The organism is Methylonatrum kenyense (genome assembly GCF_023195885.1).
GTDB classification, from domain to species: Bacteria; Pseudomonadota; Gammaproteobacteria; order Nitrococcales; family Aquisalimonadaceae; genus Methylonatrum; species Methylonatrum kenyense.
In genome coordinates this window covers 49,052-66,655 of sequence record NZ_JALPKO010000005.1, presented here as the reverse complement: position 1 = coordinate 66,655, position 17,604 = coordinate 49,052, and the positions used below count along the sequence as shown (strand labels likewise).

General features: G+C 64.7%; 13 protein-coding genes. 5 read left to right on the top strand and 8 right to left on the bottom strand.

Features of this window, described 5'->3' with window-relative positions; translation table 11 throughout:
- Positions 1-249: 249 nt before the first annotated feature.
- From purL to dapA, 3 genes are all read right to left on the bottom strand, one after another.
- On the bottom strand, positions 250-4,143 hold the full coding sequence (gene purL / locus M0534_RS07655; protein ID WP_248567834.1) for a phosphoribosylformylglycinamidine synthase: 3,894 nt from the start codon (positions 4,141-4,143) through the stop codon (positions 250-252).
- 398 nt (positions 4,144-4,541) lie between these two features.
- The gene (gene bamC, locus M0534_RS07650; RefSeq protein ID WP_248567833.1) at positions 4,542-5,609 is read right to left on the bottom strand and encodes an NlpB/DapX family lipoprotein; all 1,068 of its coding nucleotides are present in this window, start codon (positions 5,607-5,609) and stop codon (positions 4,542-4,544) included.
- Between the two features lie 12 nt (positions 5,610-5,621).
- On the bottom strand, positions 5,622-6,500 hold the full coding sequence (gene dapA / locus M0534_RS07645; RefSeq protein ID WP_248567964.1) for a 4-hydroxy-tetrahydrodipicolinate synthase: 879 nt from the start codon (positions 6,498-6,500) through the stop codon (positions 5,622-5,624).
- Between the two features lie 185 nt (positions 6,501-6,685).
- Here dapA and M0534_RS07640 point away from each other — a divergent pair, with 185 nt between their 5' ends.
- Positions 6,686-7,216: a glycine cleavage system transcriptional repressor gene (locus M0534_RS07640; RefSeq protein ID WP_248567832.1), complete on the top strand. Its 531-nt coding sequence runs from the start codon at positions 6,686-6,688 to the stop codon at positions 7,214-7,216.
- A 141-nt stretch (positions 7,217-7,357) separates the two neighbouring features.
- Complete coding sequence (locus M0534_RS07635) at positions 7,358-7,834, top strand: peroxiredoxin (protein WP_248567831.1); 477 nt, start codon at positions 7,358-7,360, stop codon at positions 7,832-7,834.
- A gap of 10 nt (positions 7,835-7,844) precedes the next feature.
- Here M0534_RS07635 and M0534_RS07630 read toward each other — a convergent pair whose 3' ends face one another.
- Positions 7,845-8,942, bottom strand: coding sequence for an AI-2E family transporter (locus tag M0534_RS07630; RefSeq protein WP_248567830.1), 1,098 nt, complete (start codon positions 8,940-8,942; stop codon positions 7,845-7,847).
- 332 nt (positions 8,943-9,274) lie between these two features.
- Here M0534_RS07630 and M0534_RS07625 point away from each other — a divergent pair, with 332 nt between their 5' ends.
- Genes M0534_RS07625 through M0534_RS07615 form a run of 3 tightly spaced genes read left to right on the top strand, consistent with a single transcriptional unit; the run spans position 9,275 to position 12,572 of the window.
- Positions 9,275-10,738, top strand: coding sequence for a beta-barrel assembly-enhancing protease (locus tag M0534_RS07625; RefSeq protein ID WP_248567829.1), 1,464 nt, complete (start codon positions 9,275-9,277; stop codon positions 10,736-10,738).
- Positions 10,739-10,740: 2 nt separating this feature from the next.
- Positions 10,741-11,568 carry a poly(R)-hydroxyalkanoic acid synthase subunit PhaE gene (locus M0534_RS07620; RefSeq protein WP_248567828.1) on the top strand — a complete coding sequence of 276 codons (828 nt, stop codon included), beginning with the start codon at positions 10,741-10,743 and terminating at the stop codon, positions 11,566-11,568.
- Entirely contained in the window at positions 11,565-12,572 is a 1,008-nt protein-coding gene (locus M0534_RS07615) for an alpha/beta fold hydrolase (RefSeq protein WP_248567827.1), read from the top strand. The genes M0534_RS07620 and M0534_RS07615 overlap by 4 nt, the downstream gene beginning before the upstream one ends.
- Positions 12,573-13,041: 469 nt before the next feature.
- Here M0534_RS07615 and phbB read toward each other — a convergent pair whose 3' ends face one another.
- The 4 genes from phbB to pabB form a co-directional block, all read right to left on the bottom strand.
- On the bottom strand, positions 13,042-13,788 hold the full coding sequence (phbB, locus tag M0534_RS07610) for an acetoacetyl-CoA reductase (RefSeq protein ID WP_248567826.1): 747 nt from the start codon (positions 13,786-13,788) through the stop codon (positions 13,042-13,044).
- Positions 13,789-13,987: 199 nt separating this feature from the next.
- A complete protein-coding gene (phaR, locus tag M0534_RS07605; protein WP_248567825.1) occupies positions 13,988-14,530 on the bottom strand; it encodes a polyhydroxyalkanoate synthesis repressor PhaR in 543 nt (180 codons plus the stop codon).
- A gap of 71 nt (positions 14,531-14,601) precedes the next feature.
- Positions 14,602-15,783, bottom strand: a complete 1,182-nt coding sequence (locus tag M0534_RS07600) for an acetyl-CoA C-acetyltransferase (protein WP_248567824.1) — start codon at positions 15,781-15,783, stop codon at positions 14,602-14,604.
- A gap of 290 nt (positions 15,784-16,073) precedes the next feature.
- Positions 16,074-17,441: an aminodeoxychorismate synthase component I gene (pabB, locus tag M0534_RS07595; RefSeq protein ID WP_248567823.1), complete on the bottom strand. Its 1,368-nt coding sequence runs from the start codon at positions 17,439-17,441 to the stop codon at positions 16,074-16,076.
- Positions 17,442-17,604: the final 163 nt, after the last annotated feature.

Genomic DNA, 17,604 nt, shown 5'->3' with positions numbered 1-17,604 from the left:
ACTGCCGCGTTGCGCTGCTTGACCGCAGAGCGACTGCGGCACTGCACAGCGCGCCTTGCCTCGGAAAAAATGCGGGCTCCAACGCAGGCGTGGGACTACATCAGTGTTTCCTTGACCCATCCCTGGGGGCTTGACGATCGCATCCATGCGATCGACATTCCTCCGCCGGCATTCGCCGCCCCGGCTTGAGGCTTGCTGCAACCTCAGACCTATTGAGCCTTTCGATCGTCTGATACCACCAACAAACCCTCAGCCCAACCAGACCCGTGCGTTGCGGAACATGCGCAGCCAGGGGGCATCCTCGCCCCAGCTATCCGGGTGCCAGGAATGCTGCACCGTGCGGAACACGCGTTCCGGGTGCGGCATCATGATCGTGACCCGGCCATCCAGCGTGGTCAGGCCGGTAATGCCGTCGGGCGAGCCGTTGGGGTTGGCCGGATAGCGCACCGCCGGACGCCCGTGACCATCCACGTAGCGGATCGCCACCAGGCCGACACTGGCGGCCTTGCGCGGTCCGCTGTCGCCGGTGAATGCCACCCTGCCCTCACCATGGGCCACCGCGATCGGCATGCGTGAACCCTCCATGCCGGCCAGCAGTACGGATTGCGAACGCAACACCTCCACCTGGGCCAGGCGCGCCTCGAACTGCTCCGAACGGTTGCGCAGGAAACGCGGCCACAGATCCGCGCCCGGGATCAGTTCCCGCAGATGCGACAGCATCTGGCAGCCGTTGCAGACGCCCAGCGCAAAACTATCGTCACGGGCAAAGAAACCCGCGAAGGCGTCGCGCAAGCGCGAATTGAACAGGATGGTCCGGGCCCAACCGGCACCGGCGCCGAGCACATCACCGTAGGAGAACCCCCCGCAGGCCACCAGACCCCGCATGCCCGCCAGGTCCTCGCGGCCGGCCAGCAGATCGGTCATGTGCACGTCCACCGCCTCGAAACCGGCGCGATCAAAGGCCGCCGCCATCTCCAACTGACCGTTGACACCCTGCTCCCGCAGGATTGCCACCCGTGGCCGGGCACCGGTGTTGATCAGTGGCGCGGAATTATCCTCGCTGGGGTTGAAGGACAGCGAGGCGTGCAGTCCCGGGTCGTCGTCATCCTGCACCGCGGCGTGCTCCTCGGCAGCGCAGTCCGGATCGTCGCGCAGCGCCTGCATCGCCCGGGTGGTTTCCTGCCAGATGCCCTGCAACACGGCCCGGCGACGCTCCAGCAACAGCTCCCCGCCCTGACGAATCCGGACCAGGTTGTCTTCGGATGGTGCACCGAGCTGATGCAGGTACTCGCCGAGGCCGGCCTCGCGAACCCGATCGCTGACCGCGGCGAGATCCGTGCTCCGGATCTGCAGCACCGCACCCAGTTCCTCGGCAAACAGCATCGGAATGACATCGCGGCCCTCGGGCAACTGCAGATCCAGGCCACAGCGACCGGCGAAAGCCATTTCACAGAGCGTGACCAGCAGGCCGCCATCGGAGCGGTCGTGGTAGGCCAGCAGCAGGTCGTCCTCGAGCAGTGCCTGGATCAACCGGAAAAAGCCTGCAAACCGCGCCGGATCATCCAGGTCCGGCGGCGTATCGCCGAGTGCACCGTGGACCTGTGCCAGGGCCGAGCCACCGAGCCGGTCCCGCGCGCCGCCCAGGTCCAGCAACAGCAGGCAGGTCTCGCCGGGACCGGTGCGCAGCGTCGGGGTCGCGGTCCGCCGCACATCGTCGCAGGTGCCGAAGGCGGAAATGACCAGGCTCAGTGGCGCGGTCACGCTGCGGGTTTCGCCGCCTGCGTCCTGCCAGACGGTCTTCATCGACATCGAGTCCTTGCCTACCGGGATGGTGACGCCGAGTGCCGGGCACAGCTCCATGCCCACCGCCCGGACCGTGTCGTAGAGTATGGCGTCTTCGCCGGGATGCCCGGCCGGCGCCATCCAGTTGGCCGACAAATTGATCCGGTCCAGGCGACCAACCGGCGCCGCCGCCAGGTTGGTCAGCGCCTCGCCCACCGCCAGCCGGCCGGAGGCCGGACCACTGAGCAGCGCCACCTGCGGCCGCTCGCCCATGGCCATGGCATTGCCGGTATGGCCGCTGAAATCATTCAACGTGACCGCGACATCGGCCACCGGCACCTGCCAGGGCCCAACCATCTGGTCGCGGGCCACCAGGCCGGTAATGCTGCGATCGCCGATGGTGATGAGGAAATGCTTGGCCGCGACCGCCGGCAGGCGCAATACACGGTCCAGGGCGTCGTTCAGGTCCAGCGTTGCGGTTGCGAAGGCTTCCCGCGGCACCTGCAACCGGCGGACGTCCCGGCTCATCTTCGGCGGCTTGCCGAACAGCAGGTCCATCGGGATATGCACCGGGTAATTTTCGAACTCGCGGTCAGCCAGGATCAGCTGCTGCTCGGCGGTGGCCTTGCCGATCACCGCAAAGGGACAACGTTCGCGCTCGCACAAGTCCCGGAACCGCGCAAGGTCTTCGGGCAGCACGGCCAGCACGTAACGTTCCTGGGATTCGTTGCTCCAGAGCTGCATCGGCGACATCGACGGATCCAGGCTGGGTACTTCGCGCAGTTGCAGGCGGCCACCGAGCGCGTTGTCTTCCAGGATCTCGGGCACGGCATTGGACAGGCCGCCGGCACCGACATCATGGATCGACCGGATCGGATTGGCCTCGCCCTGGGCCCAGCAGCCGTCGATCACCTCCTGGGCACGCCGCTGGATCTCCGGGTTGCTGCGTTGCACCGAGGCGAAATCCAGTTCGGCATCGCCGGCACCACTGGCCACCGAGGACGCGGCACCTCCGCCCAGACCAATCAGCATCGCCGGGCCGCCAAGGACAACGACCAGGGCACCGGCCGGGACTTGTCCCTTCTGCACATGCTGCTCGCGCACCACGCCGATGCCTCCGGCCAACATCACCGGCTTGTGGAAACCACGGACCTCGGTGCCGTCGGCGGTGGCCACCCGCTGTTCAAAGGTGCGGAAATAACCGCTCAGCGCCGGGCGACCGAACTCGTTGTTGTACGATGCGGCCCCGATGGGGCCGTCGCGCATGATCTCCAGCGGCGAGGCAATGCGACCCGGGCGCCCGCTGTCCTCGGACTCCCAGGGCTGCTCGAAGCCGGGAATCCGCAGATTGGACGTGGTGAAGCCGGTGAGGCCGGCCCGCGGCCGGGCACCGCGACCGGTGGCGCCCTCGTCGCGGATCTCGCCGCCGGCGCCGGTGGCCGCGCCAGCAAACGGCGAGATGGCGGTGGGATGATTATGGGTCTCGACCTTCATCACCAGGTGCGCCATCTCCTCCCGGCTGCGGTAGATGCGGCTTGCCGGATCGGCAAAGAAGCGTGCCGCCGGATGGCCCTCGGCCACCGCCGCATTATCGCTGTAGGCGGACAACACGCCGTCCGACCGCTGCTGGAAGGTGTTGCGGATCATGTCGAACAGCGAATGCTGCTGCGGCTTGCCATCGATTTGCCAATCGGCGCGGAAGATCTTGTGCCGGCAGTGTTCGGAGTTGGCCTGGGCAAACATCATCAGCTCGACGTCGCTGGGGTTGCGGCCGAGCGCCTGGTACTGGGCAACCAGGTAGTCGATCTCGTCGTCCGCCAGCGCGAAGCCCATGCGCTGATCCGCACGCCGCAGCGCCTCGCGGCCACCATCCAGCACGTCCACTATCACCAGCGGCGCCGGCGCCGCCTGCCGGAACAGATCGGTGGCGAGTTGCTCCGGCGGCAACACCGTTTCGGTCATGCGGTCGTGAATGGCGGCCTGCGCGGCCTCGCGCTCAGCCTCGTCCAGGGTGCCGGGATGCTCCAGGCAATACAGCACGCCGCGCTCGATCCGGTTGACCGCGGCCAGACCGCAATTGTGGGCGATATCCGTGGCCTTGCTTGACCAGGGTGAAATCGTTCCGGGGCGGGGCGTGACCAGTAGCCGGGTACCGACCTGATCCATGGTCAGCGGCTCGCCCTCGTGCAGCAGGGCCTGCAGGCGCTGTTGCTCCCCGGCGTCGAGTTCGCGACTGGTCTGCACGAAATATTCGAACCGGGCCCGGATCGAGACCAGGGCCGGGATGGCGTCCTGCAGGGTCGCCAGCAAACGCTGGCGGCGGGACACGGAAAGGGCTTCACTGCCGGTCAGTCGCAACATCGGGTCTGTTTCCACCAGGGCCGCGGCGCTGGCCCGGCGGGCCATGGTCGGGCCATAAACAAATCGGCAGGCACCGAGCGGTGCCTGCCGTTATCCAGTCTGTTCAAGCCTGTCGGCAACAGCTAGGGAAACGCTGATTTATTCCCGCGTCTGCGCCCGAGACCGGTTTTTGGTCATCTGGCAAGGCGCGGTGCCGGTTCCGTAGCCGTCGCTACCGGGCCGGTGGCGCAACACAGCCAGGGGCCAAAACCGGCCGGGCCCTTCGGGTTGGGCCGCATTTTTCCCGACTGCTGCGTTGCGCTGCTTGACCGCAGAACGACTGCGGCGCTGCACAGCGCGCCTTGCCTCGGAGAAAAATGCGGACTCCAACGCAGGCGTGCGAATAAATCAGCGTTTCCCTAGCGAAGCTGCTCCTCGATCAGGGCCAGCAACTGTTCCGCCAGTTCCGCCGATACCGAGCCCTCGTCGTCCTCGGGAGCGACGCCAAGCACGGTGCGGCCCGCCTCCGACTGCACACGAATGACGTAATTGCCGGGTTCGAGCTCTTCCTCCCGGTCGCGCCAGAACGCCAGCCGCGAGAAGAAGCCGCGACCACCGCGATCGGCCTCGGCCGCCGGATCGTAGCGCACCACATAGCGCCCGGCCGACCGATCACGGTCCTCGACAGTAAAGCCGGCACGGTCCAGCGCCAGGCCGGTGCGCCGCCAGCCCTGCAGATAGGGCTCCTCGATCACCAGCCGCGGCACGCCGTTGTCACTTTCCATCGCGGTACGGATCGGCCCGGCATCGGCCGCCGAACCGGCCCGCGCCGCCTCGGCCTCGGCCATGCCCATGTGCACCATGAAACCCCGCAATGCCTCGGCTTCCCGGCCGCGCTCGGCGTCCCGCGGTTCCCAGCGCATCTCGCCGTCACGTTCGACCTGCACGGCGCGTCGATGGGCCACGTACAGCTCGGTGCCGCCACCACCAGTCAGCGGCTCCAGACGAAACAGGTACTGTTCGCGCACCGGTGCATCGGCATCCATCGGAATCGGCATGAAAATCCCGCCACTGACGCCAAGCGGCCGCGGCAGCCAGTCCGTTTCGACCAGACCCAGGCTTTGCGAGCGGCGCACCACCTCGACGTCGTTGTCGTCCAGGTAGCGGTTCAGCCAACGCCAGACCTGATCCGGCCCGGCTTCAAGCTCCAGCCAGCGGTCCGAACCATAGCGCTGGATCTGCATGCCGGGCGCCTCGGGCAACAGTCCGCCCCCGCGACCCGCGGCCAGATCCGACAAACGGGCCGACTGACGGCCCTGGGTATCCGGCACCGAACCGATTCGCTCGTCGGACAGGTCCGGCGGGATGGTTAGACGTTCGGCTTCATCGACCGGTTGGTCGCCACCGCGGCCAAACATGGAACAGGCGCTGAGCCCGCCGACCAGCAGCAGGACCAGGACAAATCTACAAACAGAAAATCGGCTCATTGGTTCACTGACTCACTCGAGAACGCCAGCCAGGATCATTGCCTGACGGACGGTCTCATGATGGTGTTCGGAGAGCGGGGTCATTGGCAGCCGGATCGCGGTGCCGACCAGACCGAGCTGGGCCACCGCCCACTTCACCGGTATTGGATTCGATTCCACGAAAAGTGCCTTGTGCAGAGCCGCGAGCCGAGCGTCGATCGCCTCGGCCTCTTCCCGCTTTCCGTCCAGTGCTGCCATGCACATGGCATGCATCAGCGCCGGTGCAACATTGGCGGACACGGAGATAACACCCTTGCCGCCGGCGAGAATGATTTCCCGCGCATTCCCGTCGTCTCCGCTGTAGACATCCAGCCGGTCACCGCAACGCTCGATGATCTCACGCGGGCGCTGCACCGTGCCTTGCGCTTCCTTGATCGCCACGATGTTGGGGATTTCGGCCAGCCGTTCGACGGTCTCCGGCAGAATGTCGCAGGCAGTCCGGCCTGGCACATTGTACAGGATCTGGGGGATCGGCACGGCGTCGGCCACCGCCTTGAAGTGCAGGTACAGACCTTCCTGGGTCGGCTTGTTGTAATACGGAGTGACCAGCAGTGCAGCGTCGCAGCCCCCCTCCATCGCGCATCGGGTCAGCTTGATGGCTTCCCAGGTGGAGTTGGCGCCGGTACCACCGATCACCGGCAGGCGGCCGGCGGCAAATTCGACCACGCGCCGCATAACCTGACAGTGCTCGTCGTAGTCGAGGGTGGCGGACTCGCCAGTGGTGCCGACGGCGACGATCGCGTCGGAGCCCTGGTTGACGTGGAACTCCACCAGCCGCCCCAGCGCGTCCCAGTCGACCGCGCCGTCCTCGTGCATGGGGGTGACCATGGCCACCATGCTTCCCCGGAACATCATCCGCCCCCTGGCTAAAAATCAAAGCTGCATACTACGTTTGCGCCTGCGGTCAGACAAGCACGCAGGGCGGCGAAAACGCTGCCCCGTGCTAGACTCGCCGGCCACCACGGAAATGCTGATTTCCGGCCCTGCCGGCCTTACCCGCCAGGCCAGGCCATAACCAGCGGAGAGACCGCGACCTCATGCAGAACATGCTCGTCATCAGCGCCCTCGGCGAGGACCGCCCCGGCATCGTCGACGCCCTGTCCGGAATCATTGCCAACTCCGGTTGCAGCATTCTTGACAGCCGCATGACTGTGCTCGGCGGCGAGTTCGCCGTAATCCAGCTGGTTTCCGGCAAGTGGAACCAGCTGGCAAAGCTGGAGAGCCTGCTGGGCAACGCCGGCTCCGAGCTGAATCTGGAGATTTTCTGGAAGCGAACCGCGGCGCCACGCTCCAGCGGCGATCTGCTGCCGTATGCGGTGGACGTTGTGGCCATGGATCACCCGGGAATCGTGCACAAGCTGGCCCACTTCTTTTCCGAGCGCCAGATCAACATCCGGGATCTGCAAACCAGCCGTTATGCCGCGGCCCATACCGGCACACCGATGTTTTCCGTACACATGACACTGGACGTACCGGCCAGCACCCAGATATCGGTGCTGCGCGAAGAATTCCTGGATTTCTGCGATCAGTTGAACCTCGACTCCATGTTCGAGCCGGTCAAGGGATGATGCAGCGCTGGCAGTGATCCCCCGCGAACGACCAATCGAACCATTAAGGAAACACTGATTTATCCCCGCACCTGCGCATCCGGGGGAACAGCTCGGAACAGACCAATTGATCAGACGTTGCCGACCATACGGAGTTTATTCATGAACACCTCTGCCGTGGACAAGACCGTAGCCGAGTTCAGCCTGCCGGCCACCGGCGATCGCACGATCAGCCTGTCCGAACTGAAGGGCAGGCAGATCGTGCTGTTCTTCTACCCCAAGGCGAGCACCCCGGGCTGCACCCGCGAAGGCCAGGACTTTCGGGATTTAAGGGACCGCTTCGAGGCCGTGAACACGGTAATCCTGGGCGTTTCCCGCGACGGACTGAAGGCGCAGGAGAACTTCGGCGCGAAATATGATTTCAACTTCCCGCTGCTGTCGGACAAGGACGAAACCCTCTGCCGCCAGTTCGACGTCATCCGCGAGAAGAACATGTACGGCCGCAAGGTGATGGGGGTCGAACGCAGCACCTTCCTGATTGATGCCGAGGGCGTGCTGCGCCGGGAATGGCGTGGCGTCAAGGTCCCCGGTCATGCCGAGGAAGTGCTGGCGGCCGCCGGCGAACTGTACGACGGGTGAGCACACTGCCTTAGGCGGCCGGTGCCTGCTCCTGATCGCCGTCCTGCCCGTCGGGGCCGGTGGTGGCCACCGGCCAGGCCTTGAGGATGGCCTGAATCACGGTGGCGAGGGGGATCGCGAAAAAGATACCCCAGAAACCCCAGATCCCCCCGAACACCAGGATCGCGACGATGATCGCCACCGGGTGCAGATTGACCACTTCGGAAAACAGGACGGGCACCAGTACGTTTCCGTCCAGCGCCTGGATGACGCCATACGCCACCATGATCCAGACGAATTCGCTGCCAAAACCGAACTGAAAATAGGCGATCAGCCCCACCGGAACCGTCACCACGGCGGCGCCGATGTAGGGAATGATTACCGAAAGGCCAACCATCAGTGACAACAGCATGGCGAATGACAGCCCGAGCATCTGGAAGGTGACAAAGGTCACCGCCCAGACGATCAGGATTTCGAGAAACTTGCCACGGACGTAGTTGCCGATCTGCGCGTCCACGTCCCGCCAGATGGTCTGCAGCAATTCCCGGTCCCGGGGCAGGTAACTGCTGAACCAGTTCACCAGCGGTTTCTTGTCCTTGAGGAAGAAGAAGACCAGAAACGGCACCAGCAGCAGGTACACCAGCAGCGTGATCAGCACCACCAGCGATTGCATCGAGAACGAGGTCAGCAGCCGCTGCCCCAGGTCCAGCGCCTCACGGCGGATGGCAAGAATCAGATCCGTGATCTGATCCTCCGAGAAGAGCTGCGGATATTGCTCGGGAAGCTGCAGCAGCAAGGCCTGGCTGGCACTGAGAATCTTCGGCAACTCGTCGACCAGCTGAGAAACCTGGCGAATCAGCACCGGTATCAGCAGGAAGAAAACCAGCAGCAGGCCGGCGAAGAACACCGAGAAGACGAACAGCACCGAGGGCATGCGGGGTATTCCACGCCGCTCCAGCTGACGCACTACCCCTTCAAGCAGATAGGCCAGCACCACCGCGGCAATGACTGGCACCAGCATGCCGCCGAAGAACAGAAAGAATCCGAAACCAAGCAACAACACCACGGCCAGGCCCATGACCTGGGGGTTGTTGAAATGGCGTGCGAACCACTGACGGATCTGCTGCATAGTTCCGGGAATTCCGTGGCGTGAGCGTTATCGGACGGGCTGATCGGCGCGCCAATCCGGATTACTGACCGATTTCGACGGTCCTGCGCGCCTTGCCGGCTGACCGGAACCGGCCTCCGGCAGCGCCCTGGCAACGGATCAGCGTTTCCTCGAACCAGAGGATACCCGGGCCCGGCAGAGGGCGCCAAGGATGGGGTTGAGGCTGCGTCAACGACAGTGGCCGGGGCCACCTAAAATGGCGCCTTGCCGGTATCGGCCGCGAGCAGCGCAACACTTGTCAAACGGCAACACTGGTATGATATCCGGATTGGCACGCATGCCCCGAGGACAGCGTGAAGAGCTTACTGACACACTGCATCGTAGTCCTGCTGACACTGGCGATTGGCGTTACCGCGGCCAGCGCCGACGGCGAACGGTCACCGATTCGCTTGCCGGATATCGGTGACCCGGCAGGACGCACCCTCACCGTGTCCCAGGAAAAGCGGCTTGGCGACAGCCTGATCCGGGAGGTGCGCCAGCGTATCCCGCTCAGTGACGACCCGGAACTGCGGCACTATATCCAGGACCTGGGTGACCGCCTGCTGGCCAGCGCCAACAACCCCGGCTTCGACTTTGAGTTTTTCGTGGTTGACAGCAACACGGTCAATGCCTTTGCGATGCCCGGCGGCTATATCGGCATGAACAGCGGCCTGATCATGCGCACGGAGAGCGAAAGCGAACTGGCCGCGGTCATGGCCCACGAAATCGCGCATGTCACCCAGCGGCATATCGCGCGCACGCTGGATGCCACGCGGGGAAGCGGCCTGCGGACCCTGGGCATCATCATGGCGGCCATCCTGCTCGGGATGCAGGACCCGGAGGCCGGTCAGGCGGCGGCCATGACTGGTATCGCGGGGTCAATTCAGGAACAGATCGACTACACCCGTGCGCACGAACGAGAAGCCGACAACATCGGCATGCAAATCCTGGCTGGCGCCGGACTGGATCCCCACGGCATGCCACGTTTCTTCGAGCGGCTGCAGCAGGCCACCCGCTTTCTCGACCGGCCACCGGAATACCTCAGCACGCACCCGGTGACCGAGAGCCGCATTTCCGACTCGCGTGCTCGCGCCCAGGCTTATGGCGAACGCGATAGCAACGAGAGTCCGATGTTCGGCTTCATGCGGGCCCGGCTGATCGCGCAGAAGGCCGACTCAGGCGAGGCTGCGGAACGCCACTTCCGGGCGGCCAAGGAGAATGCGGGCACGGACGAGCAACGCGCCTATGCGAAATACGGCCATGCGATTGCATTGATTCGCAAGGAGCGATTCGCCGATGCCGAACAGGCGTTGGAAGGCGTCATGGAAACGCTCGGTGAACATGTCCCCATCTTCAGCGCCAAGGCCATGGCCGCGCGGGAGGATGGCCGCCTGTCGGAAAGCATCTCTCTCTATGAACTGGGCCTCAGCCTGTTTCCGCACAACTATCCGCTGACCGTTGGCCTGGCCGAAGCCCTGCTGGAGGCCGGCGAACCGATGGAGGCCCGAGAACTGGTGCGCCGCCAGCTGCGGCGCAGTGGCCCGGACGCGCATCTCTACCGCCTGCACGGCCAGGCCGCCTCCGAGGCCGGCCGACCCCACGAGAGCCGCTTGGCGATGGCCGAGCATTACCAGATGTACGGCAGGCTGCAACTTGCCGTGGAACAGTTGAACCAGGTCATCGACGCGTCAGATGCCGACATCAACATCCGCTCCCGCGCCATCTCCCGACGGGACGAACTGGTACGGCTGTTCGAAACGCAGAGCGAGTTTCGCTGATCATGCATGGTGGATTCCTCGATCAGTGGCTGACCTGGTTGCAGCATGCCGGCGGTGACACCCCCGATGGCCAGGCGCCCTGGCAGGGCGGGTTGCGCGCGGCGATGCAGCAGATGGCGCACCATCTCCGTCAGCAGGCCAACTGGCAGGATGCCTTGTCGGACCAGACCCGGGATCTGCTGGATGGCTTGCGCCACTACGTGGAGGAAGCCGACCAGGTCAGCCGGCGGCTGGCCGACTGGCTGCAGCAGGTTGCTGGCGGAAGCGCCGACCCGGGGTCGCCGGAGGCTGCGGCACTGCTTGGCCCGCTGCTCTGCCAATGGCCCGCACTCGGGCTCACCGCCTGCCGCGACCGGGAATGGCGGCAACTGCGGGAGGCGCTGCCGGAGTTCCAGCGGGCGCAACGTGACTACGGCATCTGCCTGTTGCAGATGAGCGAGGATGCGAGCCGGCGCTGGCGCGAGGACCTGACCGCGAGCGACGAGCCCCCGGATGCCGAACGACTGGAGCAGGCCTGGCTCGCAGCCCTGGAGTCGGCCTGGCAGGAATTGCTGCAGGATCCAGCCTACCAGCGCTGCCTGCGGCGTCTGAACACGGCACTGGCGGCCTTGCGCGATGCGGGCGGGCGGCTGCTGGAGGACGTACTGCAGATGTTTCGACTGCCCACCCGCCGTGACCTGCTGTCCACCCAGCAGCGCCTGCAACAGCTGCGTCGCCAGATGCCAGACCCGACAGTCCCCGTCGAATTGGCGGAACTGCAGGCGGACGTCCAGCGCCTGCGTACCGAGCTTGCCGCCTTACGGCGTCAGGTCGCCGCACACCAGTCATGACGTTCATCGGCCCGGAGATGTTGCAGGCGCTCCGCCGCTGCAGCGCCCGACAGCCAGTGCGCCGTGACGCCACGCCCTTCGATACCGTACTGCGGCAACTGCCCTTCAGCCTGCGCCGCTACCATCTGCCAGAGCAGGAGCCCGGCGGCACGCCGTTATTGCTGGTCTATTCAACGGTCAATCGACCCGATCTGCTGGACCTGTCGCCACGCCGCTCCATGGTACGGCGCCTGCTGGAAGCCGGCCACGACGTCTACCTGGTGGACTGGGGTCGACCACTCGCGGCCGATACCCTGCTGGACCTGGATGACTATGTGGATGATTTCCTTGGCCGAGTGGTTCGCTGGCTGCGCCACCGCAACGGCGGGCAACCGCTGAATGCCATTGGCGTCTGCCAGGGCGGCATTTTTCTCAGCTGTTACGCGGCATTGTATCCGGAGGCAATCGGGCGCCTGGTCAACATGGCAGTGCCACTCAACCCGCCCGCCTGCGGCCACGGACTGGGGCATCTCGCGGCGACCTGGCAGCCGACCACGGCCGCAGACGGCAATATTCCCGGCCCGGCGCTTTCCGCCGCCTTTACCGCATTGAAACCGACCGACCTGTTGATCCGCCGCTACAGCAACCTGCCCGAGATCACCGGCAACGATGAGGCGCTGGACGACTTTTTGCACCTGGAAGCCTGGATGTACGACTGTCCGGACCAGCCGGCCGCCCTGTTCAACCAGTTCGTTGAGGAGATTTACCAGCGCGGCGCCCTACTCGCCGGCGAGCTTCGGATTGCCGAACGGCAGGTGGACCTGTCCGCGATTCAGGCCCGGGTCCTGTCGGTCATTGCCGATGCCGACCACCTGGTGCCTCCGGCGGTCACCAGGGGCCTGGAGCACCTGCTGCCCGCCGAGCGTTACAGCAACCACTGCCTGCCGGGTGGTCACCTCGGCCTGTTTACCGGCGGCCGGCAGGGGCGAGCGGCCGTCGCGCGCATCCTCGACTGGCTCGCTTGAGATGCCGCCCGACCCTTTCCACCGCGGCACAACTGATGCGCCGCAGCATCAAAAGGGCTTGCGACTGTCGGTACATCGCGTACACTTCAAACCAGTTATCCGTTCGGCTGAATACCGGACAAAAAAAACCCCCTCGGGCGAGGGGGCGAAAGAGGCGGCACGGGTGCCGCCTTGGAGGAGATGGTTCCAGGTCCGAGAACCTGGTTTCCGGAAGCACCAACTTACAAAGCGCTCCGCTGGTCGCAAATGGCCTTCAGGCCGATAACAATCAATAAAGCCAGACTCCAAGAGAGCGCCATGCCAGGGACCATCCGGTCCCTTTCTTTTTGTCTGCCTTTGTTGCTTTGCAGCATAGCCAGACCTGACTAGGCTGTCAACATATTTTTGCACCGCATCCGAAACCCTGCAGGTCTGGCGCTTAACGCTTTCGGGCATCCACCGCCAGACCTGGAAGACCCTGACGGGATTGTCAGAAACTGGTGAACAGGCCGCCATTCACCGGGATGTTGGCGCCGTTGATGTATTCCGCTTCGTCGGCGGCGAGAAACACGACGGCACGGGCGATTTCATCCGGACGACCCATCCGGCCCGCCGGCACCTGGGCAACGATACCGTTACGCACTTCTTCCGGAATCGCCGCAGTCATTGCGGTTTCGACATAGCCCGGCGAGATGGTATTCGCGGTAATGCCCTTGCGTGCGCCCTCTTTGGCCAGCGCCATGCTAAAACCGTGCATGCCTGCCTTGGCCGCAGAGTAGTTGGCCTGACCGAACTGGCCGGTCTGGCCGTTTACCGATGCAATATTGATGATCCGGCCAAAGCCACGCTCGCGCATGCCCTCGACAAACTGCCGCGTCACGTTAAAGACGCTGTACAGGTTGGTCTGGATAACCGAGTCCCAGTTCTCCAACGGCATCTTGTGGGCAAAGGCATCGCGGGTGATACCGGCCGCATTGATCAGCACATCCACCGGACCGAATTTTTCGGTAACCTCCGCGGCCATTGCCTTGCAGGCTTCGAAATCGGTGACGTTACATTCCACCCAGTCCACCTGGGTGCCCGCCGCGGCGAGTTCCTTCTGCCAGTCGGCAATCTTTTCACGCTCGGCATCGACACAGGTCGTGACCACCCGATAGCCCGCAGTGGCAAGCTGCTTGCAGATCTCGGTGCCGATACCGCCATTTCCGCCGGTGACCAGAGCAACACGATTCGCCATGGATAAACCCCTTGCTATTCAATTAACTATTAAACACCGACCGACCCACCGGAGACGGCGTCGGGTCGATGAAGACAATCAGGATTTGATGCAACGCAACAATTGAGGGGCACAGTAAAGACAGGTGGTTCACCTGTCAACTTTGCCCGCGGAAAAACCGGAGCCGCGGGCTCAAACCGGCAGCCAGGTACCGTCGGGGCTATTTACCGCTGGCCTGGCGTCGGGAATCCGGCGTGGGCTTGTCGCCGCCGGTCTGCTCTTCGGTGTTAGCCGCTGACCTCTGGCTGGAGGCGTCGGCGCCTTTGCCTTCCTCGCCGGCAACGCCGCTCATGGCACGCCACATGGCAAGATTGCGCTCGGCGATCTGGGTCAGCATGGTCATTGGGTTGCCATCAATGAACTCGCGCGTCCGCTCACGGAATGCGCGCTGCTGCTCGGACCACATGTCCATGCTTTTTTCCAGATAGCTGGTCAGCAGATTCTGCATGTTGCCGCCGTACGAGCGAATGATCTGGGCCAGCAACTCACTGCTGAAAATGGGCTCGCCGCCCTCCTCCTCCTCGCTGATGATCTGCAGCAGGATGGTGCGCGTAAGGTCGTCCTTGCTCTTGGCATCGATGACCTGAAAATCGACACCGTCGATGACCAACCGCTTGACATCCGCCAGCGTGATGTAGCTGCTGATCGCGGTGTCGTAGAGGCGGCGGTTCGGATACTTCTTGATGATACGGACGTCCGTCATACCCATTCACTCTCGCAGTGTTCAATAACGGATCGCGTCGTCATGACGCGATCCGGGCCAGGCAGTCGGTTTTATCGTTCCACCGCCAACGCAACACCCTGGCCGCCACCGATGCACAGTGTGGCCAGGCCCTTGTTAACGTCCCGGCGCGTCATCTCGTGCAACAGCGTGACCAGCACGCGGGCACCGGAGGCCCCGATCGGGTGACCCAGTGCGATTGCGCCGCCATTGACGTTGACCTTGGCCATGTCCCACTTCATTTCGCGCGCCACGGCCAGGGCCTGAGCGGCGAACGCCTCGTTGGCTTCCACCAGATCCAGTTCGTCAACGGTCCAGCCTGCGCGCTCGAGGCAGCGGCGGGTGGCCGGCACCGGGCCGGAACCCATGATAGCCGGGTCGACGCCGGCACTGGCGAAGGCCTTGATGCGGGCGATCGGCTTCAGCCCGAGAGACTCCGCCTTGCTCGCCGACATCACCAGCAGGATTGCCGCGCCATCGTTGATCCCGGAGGCATTGCCCGCGGTCACGCTGCCACCATCGCGTTTGAAAGCTGGCGGCAGCTTGGCAAGTCCTTCCGCCGTCACGCCGCTTTTTGGGTATTCATCCTTGTCGACGACCACCGGATCACCCTTGCGCTGAGGCACGCTGATCGGAACGATCTCGGCCTCGAAATGGCCGGCGCCGATAGCGGCCTCGGCGCGCTGCTGCGACGTCGCCGCCAGTTCGTCCTGCTCTTCCCGCGAGATCTGGTATTTCTCGGCCAGGTTCTCGGCCGTGACACCCATGTGATACTGGTTGAAGGCGTCCCACAGACCGTCCTTGATCATGGTGTCTTCGAGCTTCCAGTCGCCCATTCGCTGCCCGGTGCGCGACCGCGGCAAGACGTGCGCCGACTGCGACATGCTCTCCTGGCCGCCGGCCACCACCACCTCGGCATCACCGGTGGCGATGGCCTGGGCGGCCAACTGCACGGTCTTCAAACCGCTGCCGCAAACCTTGTTGACGGTCATTGCCGGCGTGGTGTCCGGCAAACCGGCGAGCAGGGTCGTCTGCCGCGCGGGATTTTGGCCGACACCCGCGGTCAGGACCTGCCCGAGAATGACTTCATCGACCTGATCGGGCTGCACGCCGGTACGCTCCAGCACGGCCTTGAGAACCTGGGCCCCGATCTGGGCGCCGCTGAGCGATGCCAGCGCTCCGTTGAAACTCCCAACCGGACTGCGGCCGGCGGCGACAATGACGACATCTTGCATGTTCATCTCTCCAGTTTGCGGCGGTTCGGAGCGCACTGTCCGGCGATTACAGGTTCGACATCACGTGACGACATACGCTTGCCCACCCGCCGTCTGCGTCTTGGGAACGGCTCCGGGGACGGCAGACTCGCACGTTTGGCGGTCCCCGAGTCAGGATGACGGGTCTTGTCGACCGGATGTTGCGCAGCAAGCTGCGTTGACGCGGCGCAGCATCCCAGGCCAGAAGATAGGTGTGGGGCGGCCTGGGTGTCAAGCGAAACGGGCCGTGCAGACGTCGCAAACAGCAGCATTCACGCCACGTCGTCGGCACCTTCCGCCAGTGCGTAGAAAGCGCGAGCCTTGTCCACCGTTTCCTGGAATTCCTCGTCCGCCCGCGACTCGGCAACCAGCCCGCCACCGGCCCAGTAGCGGGCCACACCGTTGTGCCAGACCGCGGTACGTATCGCGATGCTGGTGTCCATTGCCCCGTCCAGACCGATATAACCGATCGCTCCGCAATAGGGGCCGCGCTCGCGCGGCTCGAGCTCGGCAATGATCTCCATGGCCCGCCGCTTGGGCGCTCCGGTGATCGAACCGCCGGGAAAACAGGCCCGCAGCAGGTCACAGGCATCGGCGTCAGCGCGCAGACGACCGGTTACCGTGCTCACCAGATGGTGCACCGTGGCGTGACTCTCGACCCGGAACAGTTCAGGCACCGAGACCGAGCCGGTCTCGCAGATCTGGCCGAGATCGTTGCGCAGCAGATCGACAATCATGACATTTTCGGAGCGATCCTTCGGACTGTCGCGCAGAGACTGCACCAGGGCCCGGTCGACCGCCTCGTCCTCGCCCCGTGGCCGGGTCCCCTTGATTGGCCGTGTCTCCACATCGCCGTTGCGCAGCAACAGGAAGCGCTCCGGCGAAATGCTGAGGACCGCCGCCTCCGGCAACAGCAGACACGCCCCATGCGCCGCCGGCGACAGGGCACGCAAATTCAGGTAGGCATTCGCCGGGTCGCCACTGCATGCAGCGCGCAGCGGACGCGCCAGATTGACCTGGTAGCAATCACCGTCGTGGATGTAGCTGCTGACCCGCTGGAAGGCACGTTCGTAACCCGCCCGATCCTGTTCCGGTGTCACGGCGGCCAGGCCGTAACCGGCCAGCGCCGGCGGTTCCACCGCCAGCAGCGCCTCGATGCGATGCGGCGTCATCGGCGCCTGCGGCAGATGCGCAAGCCAGGTTCGCTGCTCGGCATGATCCAGCACCAGGGCCCAGTCGTGCAGCCCCACCACCATATCCGGCACGCCGGCACTGCCACGCGGCTGACGTGCCAGCTGCTGGCAGGCGTAACCAAGTTCGTAGCCGAAATAACCGACCGCGCCGCCGGCGAAGGGTCCGCGCACGGCCTGCGCCGGCCATCGGGCCAGCCGCTGCTGCAGCAGCCGGAACGGGTCTCCGCGCAGCACGGACTTTTGGCCATCGCGCTGCTTCAGGCGAACCTCACCATGGGAAGCCACCAGCACCTCGGCCGGTTCCGCAACGAACACATCGTAGCGGCCGAGTTCGATGGCCGGGCGACCGGAATCCAGCCATTGCAGGCGCCGCAGACCTGCCAGTTGCCGAAAGGCGCGGACCGGATCAGGCTGGTAGGGCAAGGCATGATAGGAAAAAGCTGACATCGTTCCTCGGATCTGGAGGCTTGCATCCGCGCCGGCGCGGCGCCCCGTTACAGACAACGCGCCAGCGGTGCCCGGCACCGCGGAGAACCGTCTAAACCCGTGCCGGCCATTAGCCCATCGCCCGGGCTACAGCCTGATGCGCCGGCCGACAGGAGGTAGCAGA

Excerpts from the sequence above, each read along its gene's own strand:
- purL (WP_248567834.1), bottom strand. The coding sequence starts at position 4,143 with ATGTTGCGACTGACCGGCAGTGAAGCCCTTTCCGTGTCCCGCCGCCAG.
- bamC (WP_248567833.1), bottom strand. The coding sequence starts at position 5,609 with ATGAGCCGATTTTCTGTTTGTAGATTTGTCCTGGTCCTGCTGCTGGTC.
- dapA (WP_248567964.1), bottom strand. The coding sequence starts at position 6,500 with ATGTTCCGGGGAAGCATGGTGGCCATGGTCACCCCCATGCACGAGGAC.
- M0534_RS07640 (WP_248567832.1), top strand. The coding sequence starts at position 6,686 with ATGCAGAACATGCTCGTCATCAGCGCCCTCGGCGAGGACCGCCCCGGC.
- M0534_RS07635 (WP_248567831.1), top strand. The coding sequence starts at position 7,358 with ATGAACACCTCTGCCGTGGACAAGACCGTAGCCGAGTTCAGCCTGCCG.
- M0534_RS07630 (WP_248567830.1), bottom strand. The coding sequence starts at position 8,942 with ATGCAGCAGATCCGTCAGTGGTTCGCACGCCATTTCAACAACCCCCAG.
- M0534_RS07620 (WP_248567828.1), top strand. The coding sequence starts at position 10,741 with ATGCATGGTGGATTCCTCGATCAGTGGCTGACCTGGTTGCAGCATGCC.
- M0534_RS07615 (WP_248567827.1), top strand. The coding sequence starts at position 11,565 with ATGACGTTCATCGGCCCGGAGATGTTGCAGGCGCTCCGCCGCTGCAGC.
- phbB (WP_248567826.1), bottom strand. The coding sequence starts at position 13,788 with ATGGCGAATCGTGTTGCTCTGGTCACCGGCGGAAATGGCGGTATCGGC.
- phaR (WP_248567825.1), bottom strand. The coding sequence starts at position 14,530 with ATGACGGACGTCCGTATCATCAAGAAGTATCCGAACCGCCGCCTCTAC.
- M0534_RS07600 (WP_248567824.1), bottom strand. The coding sequence starts at position 15,783 with ATGCAAGATGTCGTCATTGTCGCCGCCGGCCGCAGTCCGGTTGGGAGT.
- pabB (WP_248567823.1), bottom strand. The coding sequence starts at position 17,441 with ATGTCAGCTTTTTCCTATCATGCCTTGCCCTACCAGCCTGATCCGGTC.